Raw genomic sequence first — 21,477 nt, 5'->3', positions numbered from 1 at the left:
GGCCAGCGGCAGCGCGAGCAGCGAGCACGCGACGTTGAACAGCGTCTGCGCGTGCGCGATCTGCGCGGCGGAGTCGCCCGGCGCGAGCCACGCCGCCGACGCGAGCAGCTCCCCTCGCAGCGGGTAGAAAAGCAGCGCCCCCGACACGTTGAGGGCGATCTGGGCGAGCGCGACGAACCGCCCGCCCCGGCCGCCGCCGAGCGAGGCCAACAGCCCGGTGAAGCACGTGCCGACGTTGGCGCCGAGCACGATCGCGACGCCGGTCGCCGGCGACAAGGCGCCCGCGCCCGCCAGCCCCATCGACATGCCGATGACGGCGGCGCTCGAGTGCACGAGGGCGGTCAAGGCCGCCCCGCCGAGCACGCCCCAGACCGGCCGGCTCTCCGCGGCCGCCATCAGCCTGGAGAACGCGCCGTTCTCCATGAGGCTAGGGCCGATCGACTGCAGCACCGCGAAGCCGACGAGCAGCAGCCCGAACCCGCCGAGAGCGGCGGAGCCGTAGCGAAGCGCGTCGGACAAGCGCCGGGGCATCCGCGGAAGCGCCCGCATCTCCCCCGAGAGCGCGGTCAGCAGCCAGACGCAGACGGCCGCCGCCGCGATCGGGAAGCCGTAGCGGTGAAGGCGCAGGCTCATCAGCTCGGTCGTCAGGCACGTGCCCACGTTCGTGCCGAGAATGATACCGAAGCTGCTGGCCAGCGGCAGCAGGCGGGAGTTGACGAGGCCGATCGTCAGCACCGTCACCGCCGTGCCGCTCTGCAGCAGCGCCGAAGAGACCGTTCCGGCCGCGAAGCCCCTCAGCGGCGTCGAGGTCGACCGGCGCAGCACGGCGGGAAGCCGGCTTCCCGCCCATTGCCGCAAGGCCGCTTCCATGATTTTCATCCCGAACAGCAAGAGAGCGAGCCCGAACACGGACGCCGCGAGAATCGATGCGAGCATGGCCTGTGGCGCTCCTTTCCCTGAACAAGCTTCATTCCCAAAAATCTATGCGACAATCGGACACGACATGTCCGGAAAGGCGTGATCAACCCATGACGTTGACGACCCCAACCCCTGCGAGAATCGTGCTCAGCCGTTCCAGCCGTCCCCGCTTCGAGCAGGGGCACCCGTGGATCTACGCGAACGAGATCGACCGCACCGAAGGAGAGGCGTTGCCCGGAGACCTGGTCGAGATTCGCGACCACAAAGGGCAGTACCTCGCCACGGGCTACTGGAACCCGGCCTCGCAGATCGCGGTCCGCGTCGTCTCCTACCAGCCGCTTCAAGCGATGGACGAGGAGTGGTTCGCCCGCAAGTTCGAGCAATGCGCGGCCTACCGGCGGCGCTTCGTCCAAGGCGAGAGGTCGTGCCGCGTCGTGTTCGGCGAAGCGGACTTCCTGCCCGGCCTCGTCGTCGACCGGTTCGAGGACGTGCTCGTCGTCCAGGTGCTCACCCTGGGCATGGACCGGGCGAGGGACGCCTGGCTGCCGGCGCTTGTCCGAACGTTTTCCCCCAAGGGAGTTTACGAGAGAAGCGACGTCGGAGTCCGGACGCTCGAAGGCCTCGAAGAGAGGACGGGCGTCCTGTACGGGGACTGTCCGCGCTTGATCGAGATCGAGGAGAACGGGCTGAAGGTCGAAGTCGACATCGAGGGCGGGCAGAAAACGGGGTACTTCTTCGACCAGCGCGAGAACCGCGCCGCCATCGAGCCGCTTATGACCGGCTGGGGAGCGCGCAGCGGCGTGACCTTGCAGGAGCGGGAGACCGAGGAAGGCGCGAAGCTCGTTCCCGTCAATGCCAAGGGCAATCCCGTGACGTTCCCGTATTGGGACGGAGCCACGGTGCTCGAATGCTTCGCCCACACGGGCAGCTTCACTCTTCATGCCTGCAAGTACGGCGCCAAGAAGGTGACCTGCCTCGACGTCTCCGCCCATGCCATCGAGACCGCCCGCCGCAACGTGGAGCGCAACGGCTTCTCGGACCGCGTCGAGTTCGTGACCGCCGACGCCTTCGAATATCTCCGCCAGCAGGTGCGCGGACGCGAGGAGAGAGCCGCTAGAGGCGGCGCGGCCGCGAAGGTGGACACGTCGAAGCCGCTCGCCTCGGAAGGGCGCACGTGGGACGTCGTCATCCTCGACCCGCCGGCGTTCGCCAAGACGAAGAGGGCGGTGCCCGGAGCGATCCGCGGCTACAAGGAGATCAACCTCCAGGCGATGAAGCTGATCAACGAAGGCGGCTATCTCGTGACGGCGAGCTGCTCGTACCACGTGCGGCCCGACCTGTTCATGGAGACGCTGCTCGAAGCGGCGGCCGACGCGGGCAAGACGCTTCGCCGCATCGATTGGCGAGGTGCCGGGAAGGACCATCCGCAGCTCGGCGGCGTCGAAGAGGGGCATTACTTGAAGTTCGGCATCTTCGAAGTGCGAAGCCGCAAGGAGATTTGATCTTTTTCTACACGAATCGACATTCTTCTAATTGTTAAGAAAGTATGAGTGTCGAAACCTGTAACATTTCTAATGACTCTCCGTTACATTGGATATGCAAGAGATTCCAATATGCGGAGGGAGCTGTTAATTGATGGAGATTCTAACCTTTGGGCGGCGCACCGTTCCGCTGAAGAACAAGGCGAGAAGGCTGGAGAGCCGCAAACTTCTGAACGAGCGCATGAGAGAGATGGCTTTGGACCTTGAATTCAGACGGCAATGGAAAAAAGTGACGGACGTCGAGCTGTGGTCGGACGCGGCGATCTTCAAATTCTCGGACGGGACCAAACTCTATTTGAACATCTCGTAACGACGAGCGAGGCGAGGGAATTCCTCCCCGTGCGTCCCTACATAAGAAGCGATGCGAGAGCCGGGAGATTTCTCCCGGCTCTTTGACGTGCGCGCCCCGAATCTTCCAATCTTCGAACGCTTGTTTGCCTATCCCGATATGGTACAATAGATTCACGGTTCGCGAACGGGAGGTTCTATACATATGGCTCTGCGTCTCTTAACGGGACGTTCCGGAAGCGGCAAGACGAGGCTCATTCTCGACGAGATTCGCGCTCGGTTGAAGCGGGACCCCGAAGGGCCTCCGCTCATTCTGCTCGTTCCGGAACAGGCTACGTTTCAAGCCGAATACGCGATGGCGGCCACGCCCGGGCTGGGCGGGTTCATCCGGGCCCAAGTGCTCAGCTTCCGCCGCCTGGCGTTCCGCGTCATGCAGGAGACGGGAGGCCTCGCGGCCGTTCCGATCAACGAGAACGGCAAGGCGATGCTTATTCATAAGGCGCTCAAGCGCCGCAGAGAGGAGCTCAAGGTGTTCCGGGGCTCCGCGTCGGCGACGGGGCTGACGGCGAAGCTCGGCGAGCTGTTCACCGAATGGAAGCGGTACGGGACCGGCAGCGAGAGGCTGAAGGAGCTGCAGGCGGCGGCAGAAGGCAATTCCGCGTCGCCTCTGCTGCGGGACAAGGTTCACGATCTGGCGCTGCTCTACGAGGATTTGGAGAGAGAGCTGGAGGGCAAGTGGCTGGACGGCGAAGACGCGCTGGCCCGTCTCGCGGAAGGAGCGGCTCGTTCCGAGCTGCTGGACGGGGCGGAGGTGTGGCTCGACGGCTTCCACGGCTTCACGAGCAACGAATACGCCGTCATCGCGGCTCTGCTTCGGCGCGCGTCGCGGGTGACCGCGGCGCTCTGCCTCGACCGTCCGTACGGCGCGGGCGAGCGGCCGGACGAGCTGGAGCTGTTCCATCCGACGGCGGAGACGTCCGCCCGGCTGTGCGAGCTGGCGATCGCGGCGGGAGCGGGGATGGAGCCGCCGGTCGTTCTGGACCCGCCGGTGCTTCCGCGGTTCGCGGGAAGTCCGGTGCTGGCCCATCTCGAGCTCTCGTACGACAATCGCCTGACGTGGAAGGGAGACCCGGCGCTGCTCCGGCCCGAAGGCGCCTTGTCGCTGCACGCCGCCGCCAATCGCCGCGCGGAGGCGGAGGCCGTCGCCCGCGACATGCTCCGCCGGGTGAGGGAGGAAGGCGGCCGCTGGCGCGAGATGGCCGTCTTCGTCCGCCGGCTGGAGGATTACGCGGACTTGCTCGGACAGGTTTTCGACGATTACGGCATTCCGTACTTCCTCGACGGCAAGGCATCGGCGGCGCACCATCCGCTCGTCGAATTCGTCCGCTCCGCGTTGGAGACGGTTACGGCGGGCTGGAAGTCGGACGCCTTGTTCCGCTGCGCCAAGACGGACCTGCTGCAGCCGGAAGACGGGGAGATCGGACGGGACGAGGTCGACGAGTTGGAAAATTACGTTCTCGCCGCCGGCATCGACGGCTGGCGCTGGCAGGACGACCGTTCGTGGCGGCCGCTCGGGCGCGGCGACCTCGAGGCGGAGGACGAGGACGAGGCGGGCGGCGAGCTCGCCATGGAGCGGATTCTCCGCACGCGCGACGCGCTGATCGGCCCGCTGCGGCGGCTCGAGCGGCGGATGAAGAAGGCCGCCGTCTTCCGCGACCTCTGCGAAGCTCTCTATCTGCTTCTGGAAGAGACGAGGGCCGCCGACCGCCTCGAGCGGTGGAGCGCGGCCGACGAGGCGGCCGGCCTTCCCGGCAAGGCCCGGATGCATCGGCCGCTGTGGGACGGCGTGCTCGACCTGCTCGACCAGCTCGTCGAGATGGTCGGCGGCGAACCGGCGGACGCGGCGATGTTCGCGGGCATGGTGGACGCCGGCCTCGAGGAGCTGAAGCTGGGCGCGGTGCCGCCGTCGCTGGACGGCGTGCTCGTCGGCAGCCCGGAGCGGACGCGGTCCGACCGGATTCAGGTGCTCTACCTGCTCGGAGTGAACGACGGCGTCATGCCGATGGCGATCCGCGAGAACGGCCTGCTGTCCGAGGAAGAGCGGGAAGAGCTCGCGATCGCGGGCGTCGCGATGGCTCCCGGCGCCCGAAGAAGGCTGCTGGACGAGCGGTTCCTGTGCTACTGGACGCTGACGACCCCGTCGCGTCATCTGTGGATCAGCTACCCGCTCGCCAACGAGGAAGGACAGGGGCTTATCCCGTCCGAGATCGTGCGCCGGCTTCGCCGCCGGTTCCCGGGCCTGCCGGAAGGGCAGCCGGCCGCGGAGCCGCAGGCGGGAGAAGACGAAGAGAAGCAGCTCGGGTACGCCGTTCATCCGGGCCGGGCGCTGACGTTCCTCGTGGCGAGGCTGCGGCATTGGCGTCAGGGCGGGGAGCTCGCGCCCGGCTGGTGGTCGGTCTATCGCTGGATGATCGAGCGGCCCGACTGGCGAAGGAAGCTGGAGAAGCTGCTGTTCTCGCTGCATTACCGCAACGAGGAGCCCCCGCTCACCGAGCGGACGAGCCTGCTGCTGTACGGGGACCGGCTGCTGTCGAGCGTCTCCCGGATGGAGAGGTTCGTCGCTTGTCCGTTCCGGCATTTTTCCTCCCATGGACTGAGGCTGAAGGAGCGGAGGCTGTACCGCGTGGACGCGCCGGACATCGGCCAGCTGTTCCACGCCGCCCTCCGGCAGACGACGGAGAAGCTGCTCTCCGAAGGGCCGGCGGGACACGAGATCGCCAGATGGCAGGCGGAAGCGGCCGCGGCGGTGGAGAGGCTGCTGCCGAAGGTGCAGTCGCAGATTCTGCTCTCCTCCCACCGGCACCAGGCGATGGCGCGGAAGCTGCGGGACATCGTCTCGCGGGCTTCTTCGATGCTGGGCGAGCAGGCGCGGCTGTCGGCGTTCCGGCCGATCGGGCTGGAGGTCGACTTCGGGCCGGCGGGCCAGCTCCCGCCGCTGTCGCTGCCGCTCGGCAACGGGCGGTGGATGGACCTCGCCGGCCGGATCGACCGGGTCGACGCCGCCGAGACGGCGGACGGGCTGCTGCTCCGGATTCTGGACTACAAGTCCGGCGCGGTGAAGCTGAAGCTGGACGAGGTCGCCCACGGGCTGTCGCTGCAGATGCTCGCGTACCTCGACGTCGTCGTCACCCACGCCCCCCACTGGCTGGGCCGTCCGGCGAACCCGGCGGGCGTGCTGTATTTTCACGTGCATAACCCGCTTCTTCACACGCTGAACGGAATGTCGAAGCAGGAGGCGGGGCTCGCCATGCTGAAGGAATTCCGGATGCAGGGGCTCGTGCTGGCAGACGGGGAAGCGGTGACGCTGATGGACGAGTCCCTCTCCTCGGGCGGCAAGTCGGCGATCGTGCCGGTCGAGTTCAAGAAGGACGGCTCGTTCTCCTCCCGCTCCCAGGTGGCCGACCGCGGGCAGTGGGACGTGCTGCGCAAGTCGGTGCGCGGCAGCATCAAGAAGATCGGCAAGCGGATCGTCGAAGGCGACGTCTCGATCGCGCCTTACCGGCTGGACAAGAAGAGTCCGTGCTCGGTGTGCGAATTCCGGCCGGTCTGCCAGTTCGACGGCCAGCTCGAGGGCAACCGGTATCTGCAGCTGCCGAAGCCGGGCGGCAAGGACCAGGTATGGCAATGGCTCTCGGAAAATAACGAAGGGGAGGAACCGCGATGACGGCGCGCTCCGGCTTGGAAGCCACCTACCTAAAACCGGCGGGCAGCCGCTGGACGGACGAGCAGTGGGCCGCCATCGCGGCGGACGGCTCGAATATTCTCGTCGCGGCCGCGGCGGGCTCCGGCAAGACGGCCGTGCTCGTCGAGCGGATTATCTCCCGCGTCGCGGACGAGGAGCGGCCGCTCGACGTCGACGCGCTGCTCGTCGCGACGTTCACGAAGGCGGCGGCCGCGGAGATGAAGGAGCGGATCCGCGTCGCCCTCGAGGACGCGCTCGAGAAGAAGCCGGATTCCGCGCACCTGCGTCGCCAGCTGGCGCTTCTGCCGAGAGCGTCGATCACGACGCTTCACTCCTTCTGCATGGAAGTGATCGAGAAGTACTCGACGCTCATCGGGCTCGACCCCGGCTTCCGCATCGCGAACGAGACGGAAGCGGAGCTGCTTCGGATGGACACGCTCGACGCCGTGTTCGAAGAGCGGTACGAGCGGGAGGGAGAGAGCGGGCAGCTCGCCCGGCTCGCGGACCTGTTCGGGGGCGAGCGGAGCGACGAGCCGCTGCACAAGCTCGTGCTCGAGCTGCACGAGTTCGCCCGCAGCCATCCGTGGCCGGAATGGTGGCTCTCCGAGACGGCCTCGCGCTTCCGCGTGGCGGACGCCGCGGAGCTCGCAAAGAGCGAGTGGGCGGACAGCATGCGGCGGGACGTGACGCAGTCGCTCGAAGGCGTCCTTCAGCTGCTGCGGACGGGCCTCGCCATCGCGGAAGGGCCGGGCGGTCCCGCGCCGTACGCGAGTACGCTGGCGGACGACCTCGGCGCCGTCTCTTCGCTGCTCGCCGCCGTGCGCGGCGAGTCGTGGGAGACCTGGAGCGCCGCGTTCGCCGCCTGCTCGTTCGGCCGGCTGAAGCCGTGCCGGGGCGACGATTACGACCCCGCGCTGCAGGAGCGGGTCAAGGGGCTGCGCGACGAAGCGAAGAAGGCGGTGACGAAGCTCGGCGAGGAATGGTTCGTGCGCACTCCGGAGCAGTTCGCGGACGAGCTTCGCTCGCTCGCTCCGGACATCGCCGCTCTCGCGGAGGTCGCGATCGAGTTCGGCGAGCGGTACGAGGCCGCCAAGCGGGAGAAGGGGCTGCTCGACTTCGGCGACCTCGAGCATTACGCGCTGCGCATTCTGCGGTCCGAGGACTCGACTCCGGAACGCTCGGAGCCTTCTGCGGCCGCGCTCGATTACCGGAGGCGGTTCGCGGAGATTCTGCTCGACGAGTACCAGGACACGAACGAGGTGCAGGAGGCGATCGTCTCGCTCATCGCGAAGCCGGAGCCCGGCAACGTGTTCATGGTCGGCGACGTGAAGCAGAGCATCTACCGGTTCCGGCTCGCGGAGCCGGGCTTGTTCCTGGCGAAGTACAAGGCGTACGACGTCTGGACGGCCCGGCGGGAAGAGGCGTCTTCCGGCGGCGAGAGTTTGCCCAAGGTTGACGGTTCGACCGTGGGAGGCGGTTCGCCCGGAGTCGGAGGTTCGATCAGGGGCGGCGGATCGCCGGACGGGCAGGCGTCGAACGGGCAAGCGCCGTCCGGCCTGCGCATCGACCTGGCGCGCAACTTCCGCAGCCGGCCACGGGTCGTGGACGCGGTCAACCATGTGTTCCGCCTGATCATGCGTGAATCGGTCGGCGAGATGGACTACGACCGCCGGGCGGAGCTCATCTACGGCGAAGGCTACCCGCCGGAGGAGAGCGTCGGCGTCGGAGCGCCTCGACCGGGACAGGGACCGGGACGGCCTTCGTCCCATTCGGTGGAGATGATCCTGCTTCAAGCTGGAGGAGCGGCAGGCGCAGGCTCGGAAGCGGACGCTTCGGCGGGCGAGGAGGCAGCACAATCGGCGGCGCAGGCTTCGGACGGGGCCGAGGAGTCCGGGGCGGGCGGCGCCGAAGAAGAGCTGGAGACGGTCCAGCTCGAAGCCCGCTGCATCGCCGCCGAGATCAAGCGGCTGATGGGGACGGACGGGAGCGGCGGCGAGCCGTTCGCGGTGTACGACGGCCGGACGAAGCTGTATCGCCCGCTCGCGTACCGCGACATCGTTATTTTGCTGCGGGCGGCGACCTCGCTCGCTCCGGCCGTGCTGGAGGAGCTGAAGGGAGCGGGCATTCCGGCTTACGCGGATCTGGCGACCGGCTACTTCGCGGCGACCGAAGTGGACGTCATGCTCTCGCTGCTTCAGCTGATCGACAATCCCGATCAGGACATTCCGCTGGCGGGCGTTCTGCGTTCTCCTCTGGTCGGGTTGACCGCCGAGGAGCTCGCCCGGATTCGGCTGCACGGCCGCAAAGTCTCCTACTGGGGAGCCGTGCGCGCAGCCGCGGCGTCCGCGGCGGAGGAAGACGCGGATCTGGCTGCGCGGCTGCGCGGGTTTGCGGCTTCGCTCGAAGCGTGGCGCGGCATCGCCCGGCGCGAGCCGCTCGGCGAGCTGCTCGGGACGCTGTATCGCGAGACGGGGTATTACGACTTCGTCGGCGGGCTGCCCGGCGGGGCCCAGAGGCAGGCCAATCTGCGGGCGCTCGTCGACCGCGCCCGGCAGTTCGAGCGGAGCGCCGGGTCTCGCGGGCTGTTCCGGTTCCTGCGTTTTCTCGGGCGGATGAAGGACACGGGCGCCGATCTCGGAGCCGCGAGAGCGCTCGGGGAGCAGGAAGACGTCGTGCGGGTCGTCTCGATTCACAAAAGCAAAGGGCTCGAGTTCCCGGTCGTGTTCGTGGCGGGGCTCGGGCGGTCGTTCAACAAGCAGGATCTGAACGGCTTGTTCCTGAAGCACAAGAAGCTCGGCTTCGGTCCGAAGCTCGTCGATCCCGAGACGAGGGTCGCCTATCCGACGCTTCCGCAGCTTGCGATCCGCAGGCGGTTGAAGGCGGAGATGCTGGCCGAGGAGATGCGGGTGCTGTACGTCGCGCTGACGCGGCCGAAGGAGAAGCTGATCCTGGTCGGCACGACGAAGAACGCGGAGAAGGAGCTGGCCAAGTGGCAGGAGCTGGCCGAGGCGTCAAGGGACGGCCTGCCCGATTACGCGGTCTCCGCGGCGAACCGGTACCTGGATTGGCTCGGGCCGGCGGCCACGCTCGCTTGCCGGGGGTGGGAGCTGCCGGCTTCGGGCGGATCGGCGGCTTCGGGCTCGCCAAGCCCGTCGCTGGAGGTTGCCTCCGCTTCGGATTTCGCCGCGCGGTCCATGCCGTCTTGGATGACGCCGGGAGCGCTCTGGACGTGCCGGGTCGTGCCGGGGAGCGCGTACACCAAGTCCGCGTCCGAAGACGACGCGGCAGCCGGCATTGAAGGCGAGGAGCCGCTCTGGAACTTGGCGCTCGCCCTGAAGCCCGTGCCGGTACCGGAGACGGAAGCCGGGAAGCGGGCCTACGAAGCGCTGTCATGGATCGATCCGCATGCCGCCGCCGCCCGCCTCGCGGCGAAGACGTCCATCACGGCGCTGAAGCGGCAGCTGGCGGAAGCCGGTCGGGAGACCGCTTCGGCCGGCCTCAGCCAGATCGGCGAGACCGGAGGCGGCGCGGTCATCGAGGAGCCATGGGACGAAGACAGCCGCTTCGACGCGGGCGGCAAGGAGGAGCTGCCCGACACAGCTGCTCTGACCTATCGGCTGCGCCGGCCGAAGTTCCTGTCGGCCAAGAAGCTGACTCCGGCGGAGCGGGGGACGGCCGTTCACCTCGTCATGCAGCATTTGCCGCTCGTGCCGGGGACCGACGCCGACGCGGTGGAAGAGCTGCTCGACCGGCTGGTCGAGCGGCGGATACTTACGACGGAGCAGCGGCGCGCCGTGCAGGCGGACTCGATCGCGGCGTTCTGCCGGACGCCGCTGTTCGAGCGGATGTGCCGGGCGAGCAAGACGTGGCGGGAAGTCCCGTTCAGCTACGGCCTTCCGGCCCGCTCCGTGTACCCGGGGCTGGATGCCGGCGCGGCGGACGAGCCGGTGCTCATCCAGGGCGTCATCGACTGCCTGTTCCCGGAGGATGACGGGCTCGTGCTCGTCGATTATAAGACGGACCGCGTCCTGGGGGACGCGTGGGAAGCGGCGGCGGAGAAGCACCGCTTCCAGATCGAGCGGTACGCGGAAGCGATCGGCGGCATCCTGGGCCGCAAGGTCAAGGAAGGCTACGTCTACTTCGTCGACGGGGGCCGGTCGGTGAGGCTTTTGTAGGGAGCTTTCAAGCGTTTTAACCTGTGCGATTTTTCGTACAAAAATTCGTCGAACTAAACGCAATGAGCTGATTTTGTACGATTTTTCATACGCCATTTAAGCAAGACGACTTCTGGAGGCGGAATCTGTATGATTTTACATACAAAATTCAATTGAGGCGTCTTCTTAAGACAGAGTTTATATGATTTTTCGTACACGCGGGTCCGTATCCAAATATCCAAGATCATTCGTTAGTGATATGGGTCGTACGCAGAAAACCATTTGCGCGCCAAATCGCGGTTGAATCCTTATTCGTAAGTCAGGGCGGGATCGGGTGCGAGCGGACGTCCGTAAGTCGAAACAACCGACTTACCGGGCACTAAGACGGCGGTTGGTCGTCTATAAGTCGAAACAACCGACTTACCGGGCACGAAGGCGGCGGTTGGTCGTCTGCAAGTCGAAAAAACCGGCTTATGGGCGCGATAGCCGGCGGTTGGTGGTTCGTAAGTCGAAAAAATCGACTTGCGGGGAGCGTTGGCGAGCGGATGGCCGCGGATGCCCGTGCGCGCTGGCGGCCCGAGTCGCCGCAGGAGGCTGTGTTATTTTCCATAAAGGAGGTTGTCGGGATGAGGATTCTTCATACGGCCGATTGGCATTTCGGCCGGACGCTGGAGGGGCGGAGCCGGCTGAGCGAGCAGGAAGCGTTCGTCGACGAGCTCGTCTCCATCGTGCGCGACGAGCAGATCGATCTCGTCCTGCTGGCCGGCGACGTCTACGATTCCGTCAATCCGCCTGCGGCGGCGGAAGGACTCTACTACGACGCGCTGGCCCGCTTGTCCGAAGGCGGTCGGCGAGCCGTCGCCGTCATCGCGGGCAACCACGACCACCCCGACCGGGTGGCGGCGGCCACGCCGCTCGCGGCGAGACATGGCGTGCGCCTGGTCGGTCTGCCGCAGGCGGAAGCGATTCAAGTCGACGTCGCCCGCACGGGAGAGACCGCGGTCATCGCCGCGCTGCCCTATCCTTCCGAAGCGAGACTGAACGAGCTGCTTCAGGCCTCTATGGACGAAGAAGCCCTTCGTTCGGCTTACTCCGACAGGGTAGGATCGCTTATGAGGCGAATGGGAGCCGCCTTCCGGGCGGATACCGTCAATCTCGCGATGAGCCACATCTACGTGCTGGGCGGCAGCGAGTCCGAATCCGAGCGCCCTATCCAGGTCGGCGGCGCTTACACGGTAGACCCCGCCTCCCTTCTGGCGGGCCAGCAGTACACCGCGCTTGGGCACCTGCATCGGCCGCAGCGCGTCGCCCGCGACGAGACGATCCGCTACAGCGGATCGCCGCTCGCGTACAGCTTCTCCGAGGCCGGCCAGGCGAAGTCGGTCACGCTGTTCGATCTCGCCCCCGGCCAAGTCGCGTCGCCTCGGGAGATTTTGCTGTCCAGCGGCCGGCCGCTCGTCCGCTGGGAAGCGAGAGGCGGCCTCGCGGAAGTTCACCGCTGGCTCGACGAAGGGCGGGACCCGCTCGCCTGGATCGAGCTCGAGGTGTGGCTGACCGAAGCGTTCACGCTGGAGCAGATCGGCGCGCTGCGTACGAGCCGGGAAGGGCTCGTGCAGATTCGCCCCGTCTACGCGGCGTCGGACGCGGACTCCGCCGAAGACGGCGAGAAAGCCCGGCGAGGCTCGTTGCCGCCGGACGAGCTGTTCCGCCGGTTCTACCGGAGGCAGACCGGCGGAGCCGAGGCCGACGACGCGCTTGTCGCTCTTTTCCTGGAGCTGGCGGGAGACGGAGAACGGGAAGGCGAGGAGGAGATCGTCTCATGAAGCCGATACGGTTGGAGCTGGCCGGACTCCAGAGCTACAGGGAGAAGCAGACGGTCGATTTCGAGCGGCTGTGCCAGGGCGGCGTCTTCGGGATCTTCGGACCGACCGGCAGCGGCAAATCGTCGATCCTCGACGCGATGACGCTGGCGCTGTACGGCAAGGTCGAACGCGCGCCCAAAGGAACGCAGGGCATTCTGAACGGGGCGGAGAGCAAGCTGTCTGTCGCCTTCACGTTCGAATTGGCGGGAGCGGGCGAACGGGTTCGCTACCGGGTCGAGCGGCAATATAAGCGGGCCGGAGAAGCGAACGTTCACGGTGCGCTGTGCCGGTTGATCGAAGCCCGGCCGGAAGGGGACCGCGTGCTCGCCGATAAGCAAAACGAAGTCGACGCCGCCGTCGAGAGGCTGATCGGCCTGACGATGCCCGACTTCACGCGCGCGGTTGTTCTGCCTCAGGGCAAATTCGCCGAGTTCCTGACGTTGACGGGCAAGGATCGGCGTCAGATGCTGCAGCGGCTTTTCCGGCTGGAGCGGTACGGCGATCTTCTCGCGGCCCGGCTTAGTGCGAGGGTGGATGCCGTGCGCGTCGCGCTGCGGGAGACGGAAGCGGAGCAGCAAGGCCTCGGCGACGCTTCGCCGGAAGCGCTGCAAGCCGCTCTGGATCGCCTCGCGGAAGCGAAGCAGGCGGCGGGCAAGCTCCGCGAGGAGCTGCTAAAGGCCGAGTCGGAGCACGAAGCGCTCAGCCGCCGGCGGGAGCGCCGGCTCGAGCTGGAGCGGGTCGAGAAGCAGTTGGCGGAGCTCGATGCGGAGGCGCCCCGGATCGCGGAGCAGGAAGCGCTTCTGGAGAAGCTGAAGCACGCGGAGCGGGTATCGCCCGCCATTCTCGACAACGACGAGGCGGAGCGGGACGCGGCCGTTCGCCGGGAGGAGCGAATCGCCGCCGAAGCCGGACGTGCCGCCGGCTCCAAGGAAGCGGATGAGGCCGCTGCCGGATGGATGGCCGCCCAGGAGGAAGCCGCGAAGCGGGAGCCGGAGCTCATTCTCCGGGCGGAGCGGCTGTCGCAGGCGGTCAAGCTGGAGGACGAAGCCGCCGAGTGGGAAACGAAGCGGAAGGAAGCGTCTTCGGAGCTCGTACATACGGAATCCCGCGGTGAGGAGGTCGAGCGTGCCTTCGCCGAAGAAGCGGATCGCCTGCAGCGGGCCAAGGCGAAGCAGGCCCAGCTTCGCGCCCAATGGGAGGAGCTCGGCCCGCAAGCCGAATCCGCCGGCCGCCTGCAGCAGGCAGCGGCGCGCAAGGAACAGGCGATGGAAGCCGCCCGCCAGGAAGAAGAAGCGGAGCGCGAAGCGGCCGATTGGCGGGACAAGCTCGCCAAGGCCCAAGAGAGGAAGGCGGCTGCGGAGACGGCTGCGGATCTAGCCCGGCGCCAAGGAGCGGCTCTTCGCAGCCGGCACGAAGAGGCAGCCGAACGCGCGGAGGAGCTGGTCGGGCGGATCGGATTGCTGATCCAAGCCGCTGAAGAGGCTTCCCGTCGCGACCAACAAGCGCACGCGGCCGCCCATCTCGCGGAAGGGCTGCGGGAAGGCGAAGCCTGCCCCGTGTGCGGCTCAACGGCGCATCCGCGCCTCGCTTCCGCCGCATCATCGGCGGCTGCGGCGGAGGTCGAAGCGGCGTCCGTCTGGACCGATGCGCTGCGAACGCTCGAGGCGACGGAGAAGGAGTTGGACGCCGCCGTCGAACGGACGGCTTGGTATGCCGACCGCCTGCGTTCCCGGCTGTCCGAAGCGGACGAGGACGGCCTCCTCCCTTCGGCATCCGAAGGGCAAACGCCGGATGATCCGCTCTTGCGGGAAGCGGCGGCGACAGCCGAGCTTCAACCGTTGATTTTCTCCAAGACCCCGGATCACCCGGCCGAATGGCGCGAAGAGCTAGACGTCATAAGCCGGTACTCCAAGGAGTGGCGAGAGCTCAGCGGGAGCGTTGTCTCGCTTCAGGAACGGTGGGAATCCGAGGTTCAAGCGAGCATGCGCGAGCAGGAACTGGCGAAGGAAGCGGAAGCGTCCGCAGCGGCGACGTCGGCCCAATTCCGGGACAAGCTCGCCCGGCTGGCAGAGCAGGCCCGGGTCTTGAGGGAAGCTTGGGATCGGGATTACCCGGATCTCCCGTTCGCGGACGTTCAGGCGCTCGCCTTGTCGGCGGCTGAAGCCGAGAAGGAAGCGAGAACGCTGCGGGAGCGGCTGGACAAAAGCGTCGACTTCGTCGGAGAGCTCGACGAGCGCCTCCGCGCGATGGAGCGGGAGAAGCAAGCGCTCGCCGTGCGTCGAGCCGAGCTCCGCGCCCGCTCCGAAGCGATCGCCGCTTCGGCGGACGCCGTGGCGGCCAAGCTGCGCGAATGGACGGGAGGAGCTCCCGCCCGCGAGATGCTGGCCGAAGCCGAACGGGAGCGAGCCCGGCTCCAATCGGCGCTGGCCGCAGCGAGGAGCAGGCACGACGCTGCGCAGAGGAAGCTCCAGGAAGCGGAAGCAGCCAAGACGGCCGCGGCCGAACGCGCCATCGCGGCGGACGATCGGCTTCGGCGGACGTCGGCCCGGCTGGCGGAGGCGATCGCGTCTTCCGGCTTCGGCGATGCGGCAGAGATTCGCCCGCTCGTCGACCGGCTGTCCGAGATGCCGATACTCGCGGAGGAGATCGAACGCCATCGCGGGCTGCGCCAGCAATTGACCGGGCAGGCGAAGCTGCTGAAGGAAGCGCTGGGAGACGAGCCGGCGACCGAGGAGGCTTGGGCGGAGAGCGCCGCCCGGCTGTCCGCGTTGAAGCGGGAGCTGGAGCTGGCGGCCGAGAGCGCGGCGAAGGCGGAGCGGGACGCCGAGGATTTGACCTCGAGGCGCGACCGGTGGGAGCGGCTCGAGACGCGCCGCGCTTCGCTCGCGGAAGAGAGCGGAAGGATGGCGCAGCTCCAGTCGGTGTTCCGCGGCAATGCGTTCGTCGAATACGTCGCGGAGGAGCAGCTCGAGCAGGTGTGCCGTTCGGCTTCCGAGAGGCTCGGTTACTTGACCCGGCGGCGCTACGCGCTTGAAGTGGACGCGGGGGGCGGTTTCGTCATTCGCGACGACGCCAACGGCGGGCTCCGTCGCCCGGTATCGACGCTGTCCGGCGGCGAGACGTTCCTGACGTCGCTGGCGCTGGCGCTCGCCCTGTCGGCTCAGATCCAATTGAGGGGCCGGTATCCGCTTCAGTTTTTTTTCCTGGACGAAGGCTTCGGCACTCTCGACCCCGAGCTGCTCGATACGGTCGTCACGTCGCTCGAGAAGCTGCAGCAGGACGAGCTCGCCGTCGGCATCATCAGCCACGTGCCCGAGCTGCAGGCCCGGCTTCCCCGGCGTCTCGTCGTCGCTCCAGCGGAACCGGGCGGACGGGGCAGCCGTATAAGTTACGATACGATTTAATTACGTTACTTGAAGAGGAGATATCATGTCCGGCAAAAGATCCTACACGATCCCCATCCTGCTGATCGTTATTACTGCTATGGCCATCGGTCTCGTCGCGCTCTACTCCAAGGTTCTGCTGGACGGCCAGTCGCTCAAGACCGACCGGGGAGAACGCTTGGCCTCCTCGTACAACTATTGCCTGGCGCTCGCCAATACGCTCAATAACGGCGCGTCCGAGCTGGCTCCTACCCAGACAGCGGCCGAGCGGCTGCCGGTCAAGATCAAGATCGGGCAGGTCCAGCTGATGTCCGGCGAGTGCTCGGCCGCGTTGATCGAATCCGGCAGGCTGAGCGGCCAGTCGAAGGAGCAGGCGACGGAAGCCGTCGCGACGGCTCTTCAGGCCGTCTGGGCGAAGCTGGAGCCGATCGGCGACCACGACGGACCGCTCACGGACGAGGAGCAGACCGCAATCCAGCATATTCAAGCGGCAGGCTCCGAGCTCGAAGAGACGCTGCAGGCGTACGCCGTGCCGACGGGAGGGGACCGCTACCGGCAGATGGCCGCCGGTGTCGATTGGACCGCTCCCGCCCAGAAGGCGGTCAAGCAGCTGCAGGAGCTGGCGGCCGCTCTCAAGTAAGCTCGAGTGCCGCTCCGCCTCCGTTGGACGGGGCCGGCGCCGATGCGGTAAGATGAGGGTATTCCCATTTTTTCCGGTGGAGGTTGCGATACGATGGACTGCCTATTCTGCAAGATCGTCGAGGGAACGATCCCGTCGACCAAGGTTTACGAAGACGAATACGTCTACGCGTTCAAGGACATTCAGCCGCAAGCGCCGGTACACCTGCTCGTCATTCCGAAGAAGCACATCGCTTCCCTGAACGAAGCCGAGCCCGGCGACGCCGAGCTGCTCGGACGCGTGACACTGGCCGCCCAGCGGGTAGCGAAGGAAGCGGGCCTCGGCGACAGCGGCTACCGCGTGCTCACCAACGTCGGCAAGGACAGCGGCCAGGTCGTGTTCCACATTCACTTCCATGTCCTTGGCGGCGAGAAGCTCGGCGCTCTGAACGCGAAGGGGTAAGCCGCTCGCGCTTGGTTTTCCAAACAAAGATCTGGAGCGGAACTTGGAAACTATGAAACGTCTCTCGCTTATGCGGGGGGCGTTTTTATTTTGGGAGAAGCTTAATGCAACATGAAATCAAAATTAAAAAAACATAAAAAAATGATTCGATGGTAATTGAAGGAATTTGTCGCTTCGTGTAAGATAGTGGAAATAGGGAACTGGGACTTAAGTTTTGGTTCTCAACGAACAAAACAAGCAGCAGATAATGGCAAACCCGACCGAAAGGCGGGGACGCAAAGCCACGGGCCTGGGACATTCGTCGTGCGACGAAGTGACGGCAGCCGGGTTGCCTAATTGGCTTGTTTTTTTATTTTTCGGGAACAGGAGAGGGTTGAAGTTATGAGAGTTTTTTTAAGAGCGGGGATCATTGTATTATGTATGGTTATTGCTATACCGTTCGTCTCGCCTAATAACGGTTCTCGAGCCCATGCGGAAGCACTGCCTACGGTGAAGATGGACTTTCTCACTCCGGACGCGGAAGGGACGGAGGGATATCTTCCCGATTACGGGCATGAATTCGGAGAACAAAATGGCGTTAACTATGGTTGGACCTTGGATCAATCATCCAATATGGTTTTGATAACCGCGACCGACTCGCCGCTCGAAAGCTCCTTCATCCGTTTGCAAGGGGAGGCGACTTGGGAAATGGAGCTTCCTAACGGGAAATACAATATAAAAGTTGCGGTAGGAGACGCGGAGCAGGACAGCTTGAACACCCTATTCGCGGAAGAGTCGGAATTATTGGCTCAACTTGCAGTTCCGGTGGGAGAATCAAAAGTCCTAACCAAAACTGTTCAAGTAGATGACGGAAGGTTGACTATACATACGGAAGATTCTACGAACATAACGGCACTGCAGTATTTAGAAATTACTCCTTATCGCGAAACGATTCGTAAACCTCGCGCCTTCATAGCTCCTCATATCGGATTACCGGCAGAAGAGAATAAAGTTCCTAGCAACCATATTATTCTGTCAGGCAATCAGAACAACGAGCACAACGCTGTCCCCACAATACCTGTTCCAGGCTTAGGCTCAGAAATATCGCGTTACATGAATGAGAATCTCGAGAATCTGATGCGACAATGGGAACCTTATAAGGAAAAGGCGATATCCTGTACAGGATGCAGCGCTTCCGATATTGCGTCAGCTATTGCCGACAACCACGACACTCCTGTTGCGATTCGGGCTGGGCATCTTAACTTGGACTCTGATGTTACGTTCGGTTCTCCCACCAACCCAGTGTTTCTCACAACGGATGGAATTAATACCAATAAAGCTTTGACACTTACCATTTACGGATCGCTTCTTGTTCAGGGCAACTTCAACGCCAACAACGGTGTGAAAATAAGGGTAATCGCTCCGGATAATCCTAGCGATTCGGTCGGGTCCAATCTTCGCGTAAGCGGGACGATGCATCTGAATAGTGATTCGGAGCTCAATGTGGACGGCGATCTGGTCGCAGGGAGCTTAATCTATAACAATGGGCGTCTGTCAATCGACGTCCAAAGAGCGATCGTTGAGAACAGCATGCATATAAATACGAAAGTCGACATGTCCATTAAGGAAGAATTCATCGTCGGCGACTTGGTGTCCAATAACGATGAGGCAAGTATTCATGTCCAGTCCGGAGATTTCTTCATTCAGGGAGATGTCCATGTCAATAACCATTTAGAGGTGCAAACCGGGGGCGTATGGGCTGTCGGAGGCAACATTACAGCCAATAAGAGACCGATTGTAAACAGCGGGTACAGCGAAGAAGGTAAGACCAAATTAAAATATACTCCTTATGGATTGCTAGCCGAGTATTTTTCGGATCGCGATCTGAATGGGGACAGAATCACTGTGCTGGATGCCAACATTGATTTGAATGGCAAATTCCCGGTGTCTTCAACCGGATTAACGGATGGCCAATATTCGGTTCGATGGACGGGGCAGATTGAGCCTTACGCGACGGACGACTATGTATTTACGATTCAGGCCCGGGGCGGAGTTAAGCTATGGATTGACGGTCAGCCGATTATCGATGATTGGAATCGTACCGGAGAAAACGCGAATGAAGGGACGTTAACGCTAGAAAGCGGACATCGCTACGATATTCGGATGGAATATACAGGGTCTAGTAATCAACCGAGAGCGAGCTTGTCCTGGAAAAGCGCTTCGCTTCAGCAAGAGGTTGTACCGCAGAGACAACTGAGTCCCTTCATGGTTCCGGATCTTACGGCGCTGCCCTCGGATGAAGACATCACTCTCGCATGGACACGGGCATTTAATGGGGAAGGATACGAATTGGAAGCGGACGGCATCATTCATCCGTTGGATGATCGCGATCAGTACGTGGATTCTCCGCTAGAATCGGGCACCTTGCATGCTTATCGGGTCAGGGCTAACGGAGGAGGTATCCATGGCGAATGGTCTCCGATATCCGAGCTATGGACACTCCCGGGCATTCCAGACAACATTCGATTGGAATCTACAAGCGAGACTATTGTCTTGCAATGGGATGAAGTAAGAGGCGCGGTCACATACGAAATTGAGGCCAATAACGAGATTATCGACAATGGGGATTCGACGACTTATACCGAACAAAATTTAAATCCTAATATGCAGCGCGCGTTTCGAGTAAGAGCCGTGAATTCCAGCGGCCCGGGGAAATGGAGCGAAGTTGTCGCCAAGACGACATTGCCGGGGACGACCGGATCCATAAGGACCGAGGCATCGGAGAGCTCCATTAAGGTGAGTTGGGATGCGGTATCAGGAGCCGGTTGGTATGAACTCGAAGTGGATGGGGCAGCTAAGAAAGTTGAAGGAACGGAATATGTTCATGAGCATTTGAAGCCGGGCACTACGCATTCCTATCGAGTTCGTTCAGGCAACGCAGACGGGTACGGCGAATGGAGCGAGCCGGTTCAAGCGACTGTTCTGCCGCCTGTTCCGAAAAATTTGCGCGCGGAGGCGAGCAATGATCGCATAACGGTGGAGTGGGATCCCGTTAATGAAGCAACCGGCTACGAGCTGGAAGTGGATGGAGTAGTCAAGGACATTGGCTCCGAACTATTTTACCTTCACCAAGGCTTGCCCTCCAATACCGATCATTCGTATCGCGTGCGTGCGAAGATTGGAGCCTTGACTGGCGAATGGACAAGCCTGCTTACTCGGACGACTCTCGCCGCATTCCCTGTTAATCTACAGACCGAATCTACAGGGACCGAAATTAAGCTGACCTGGGATCCCGTAGTAGGAGCTGTGGGATACGATGTCGAAGCTGACGGTCAAATCTACGACAGTAAGCTGGAACTGCTCTTCATTCACTCCAAGCTCAAGCCGTACACAAGCCATTCTTACCGAGTCAGAGCCCGAAGCAACGGAGGAGTCGGGCCATGGAGCGAGACGGTCAACGCTCTAACTACGTTGGGCAAACCGGAGAACATCAAGCTTGCATCGACGAAGGATTCGATAACCATTAGCTGGGAGCCTGTAGTCGGCGCAACAGCCTACGAGCTTGCGGTAGATGGCCAGATCATCGATGTCCGAACAAAGACACAATATACCCACGACTCCTTAGCCCCAAATTCCGTGCATGTCTATCGAGTACGAGCGAAGAATGCGGATTTGGCCGGAGAATGGAGCGAAGCCTTTACGAAATCGACCGGATTGGGAGCTCCTGTTATTACTCAAGCCACCGCATACAGTAATCGGATTTCTTTGAAATGGAGCGAAGTCGAGGGGGCAACGGGATATGATGTCGAAGTGAACGGAGTCGTAGTCGATAATGGCGCAGCAATCACGTATATTCATCGCAACCTGGCGTCGGAATCCAAGAATACGTATCGGGTACGAGCCAAGAACAGCGAGGGCGTCAGCGAATGGAGCGCAGCCGTCACCCGATATACGGCGTCCGAATCGCTGAGATTTGTATCGGCGACTTCTACGACGAGTTCTATCTCGTTAACTTGGACATCCGTAAGCAGCGGAGAATACGATCTCGAGATCGACGGCACGGTGATCTCGGGGCTAACAACGACGAGCTATACCCATAAGGTGTTAAAACCAAATACCATCCATATCTATCGGGTAAGATCGCACAGCAACGGTCAAGGCGGAGAATGGTCTGAACCGTTAGAGAAGAAGACCGTGTCCGAAGTAATCGTGAATGTCGGCAAAGACAACCTATTCAACTTAGTCGTTATTGCGCCTCCTAAATCGGGAGCTTCAGAGCGAATTGTTGTTGTAACGTTCAACCCGAACGAAGTCGAGGTCATGGATTTAAGCGCGGTAACCCCGGCGATTGAGTTAAGCGCGGGCGATATTCCGAATGCGGGCATGAGCATCGACCGCTTCTCGGCCGGAGAAATCATCATTCGAGTCCATAATCCGAATAAGACATTTGTTAACGGCATTCGCTTCCTTGCCAAATCGAATAATTCATCCAGCATCACATATACCGTCGATTAGTCCATCTCAAAGGA

Annotated in this window: 10 protein-coding genes and 1 riboswitch; of the genes, 9 read left to right on the top strand and 1 reads right to left on the bottom strand. The window is 63.3% G+C overall.

The genetic code is table 11. The annotated features are described in order from the left end of the window. A partial coding sequence (locus H7B90_RS29285) for a Na/Pi cotransporter family protein (protein WP_185139442.1) occupies window positions 1-936 on the bottom strand: 936 nt, incomplete at its 3' end. Between the two features lie 92 nt (window positions 937-1,028). Here H7B90_RS29285 and H7B90_RS29280 point away from each other — a divergent pair. From H7B90_RS29280 to H7B90_RS29240, 9 genes are all read left to right on the top strand, one after another. Further along, the gene (locus tag H7B90_RS29280; RefSeq protein WP_185139441.1) at window positions 1,029-2,420 is read left to right on the top strand and encodes a class I SAM-dependent rRNA methyltransferase; all 1,392 of its coding nucleotides are present in this window, start codon (window positions 1,029-1,031) and stop codon (window positions 2,418-2,420) included. 133 nt (window positions 2,421-2,553) lie between these two features. Next, complete coding sequence (locus H7B90_RS29275; protein WP_185139440.1) at window positions 2,554-2,769, top strand: hypothetical protein; 216 nt, start codon at window positions 2,554-2,556, stop codon at window positions 2,767-2,769. A gap of 183 nt (window positions 2,770-2,952) precedes the next feature. After that, a complete protein-coding gene (gene addB, locus H7B90_RS29270) occupies window positions 2,953-6,471 on the top strand; it encodes a helicase-exonuclease AddAB subunit AddB (RefSeq protein WP_185139439.1) in 3,519 nt (1,172 codons plus the stop codon). Further along, window positions 6,468-10,664 carry a UvrD-helicase domain-containing protein gene (locus H7B90_RS29265; protein WP_185139438.1) on the top strand — a complete coding sequence of 1,399 codons (4,197 nt, stop codon included), beginning with the start codon at window positions 6,468-6,470 and terminating at the stop codon, window positions 10,662-10,664. The genes addB and H7B90_RS29265 overlap by 4 nt, the downstream gene beginning before the upstream one ends. 605 nt (window positions 10,665-11,269) lie before the next feature. Continuing rightward, window positions 11,270-12,466, top strand: coding sequence for an exonuclease SbcCD subunit D (locus H7B90_RS29260; protein ID WP_185139437.1), 1,197 nt, complete (start codon window positions 11,270-11,272; stop codon window positions 12,464-12,466). Further along, window positions 12,463-15,909: an AAA family ATPase gene (locus H7B90_RS29255; RefSeq protein ID WP_185139436.1), complete on the top strand. Its 3,447-nt coding sequence runs from the start codon at window positions 12,463-12,465 to the stop codon at window positions 15,907-15,909. The genes H7B90_RS29260 and H7B90_RS29255 overlap by 4 nt, the downstream gene beginning before the upstream one ends. 25 nt (window positions 15,910-15,934) lie before the next feature. Then, on the top strand, window positions 15,935-16,528 hold the full coding sequence (locus H7B90_RS29250; protein ID WP_185139435.1) for a hypothetical protein: 594 nt from the start codon (window positions 15,935-15,937) through the stop codon (window positions 16,526-16,528). Between the two features lie 93 nt (window positions 16,529-16,621). Further along, window positions 16,622-16,969 (top strand): histidine triad nucleotide-binding protein, encoded by a 348-nt coding sequence (locus H7B90_RS29245; protein WP_185139434.1) that lies wholly within the window; start codon window positions 16,622-16,624, stop codon window positions 16,967-16,969. A gap of 239 nt (window positions 16,970-17,208) precedes the next feature. Beyond that, window positions 17,209-17,305, top strand: a riboswitch (cyclic di-GMP riboswitch). 45 nt (window positions 17,306-17,350) lie between these two features. Next, a complete protein-coding gene (locus H7B90_RS29240; RefSeq protein ID WP_185139433.1) occupies window positions 17,351-21,463 on the top strand; it encodes a fibronectin type III domain-containing protein in 4,113 nt (1,370 codons plus the stop codon). Window positions 21,464-21,477: the final 14 nt, after the last annotated feature.

It is taken from the genome of Cohnella xylanilytica, from assembly GCF_014212175.1.
Classification (GTDB): Bacteria; Bacillota; Bacilli; order Paenibacillales; family Paenibacillaceae; genus Cohnella; species Cohnella xylanilytica.
The sequence above is the reverse complement of the archived record's forward strand: the minus strand, read 5'-3'. Positions and strand labels throughout refer to the sequence as shown.

Bases quoted from the DNA above. Each gene is read 5' to 3' on its own strand.
- H7B90_RS29275 (WP_185139440.1), top strand. From the start codon at position 2,554: ATGGAGATTCTAACCTTTGGGCGGCGCACCGTTCCGCTGAAGAACAAG.
- H7B90_RS29265 (WP_185139438.1), top strand. From the start codon at position 6,468: ATGACGGCGCGCTCCGGCTTGGAAGCCACCTACCTAAAACCGGCGGGC.
- H7B90_RS29250 (WP_185139435.1), top strand. From the start codon at position 15,935: ATGTCCGGCAAAAGATCCTACACGATCCCCATCCTGCTGATCGTTATT.
- H7B90_RS29260 (WP_185139437.1), top strand. From the start codon at position 11,270: ATGAGGATTCTTCATACGGCCGATTGGCATTTCGGCCGGACGCTGGAG.
- H7B90_RS29280 (WP_185139441.1), top strand. From the start codon at position 1,029: ATGACGTTGACGACCCCAACCCCTGCGAGAATCGTGCTCAGCCGTTCC.
- addB (WP_185139439.1), top strand. From the start codon at position 2,953: ATGGCTCTGCGTCTCTTAACGGGACGTTCCGGAAGCGGCAAGACGAGG.
- H7B90_RS29255 (WP_185139436.1), top strand. From the start codon at position 12,463: ATGAAGCCGATACGGTTGGAGCTGGCCGGACTCCAGAGCTACAGGGAG.
- H7B90_RS29245 (WP_185139434.1), top strand. From the start codon at position 16,622: ATGGACTGCCTATTCTGCAAGATCGTCGAGGGAACGATCCCGTCGACC.
- H7B90_RS29240 (WP_185139433.1), top strand. From the start codon at position 17,351: ATGAGAGTTTTTTTAAGAGCGGGGATCATTGTATTATGTATGGTTATT.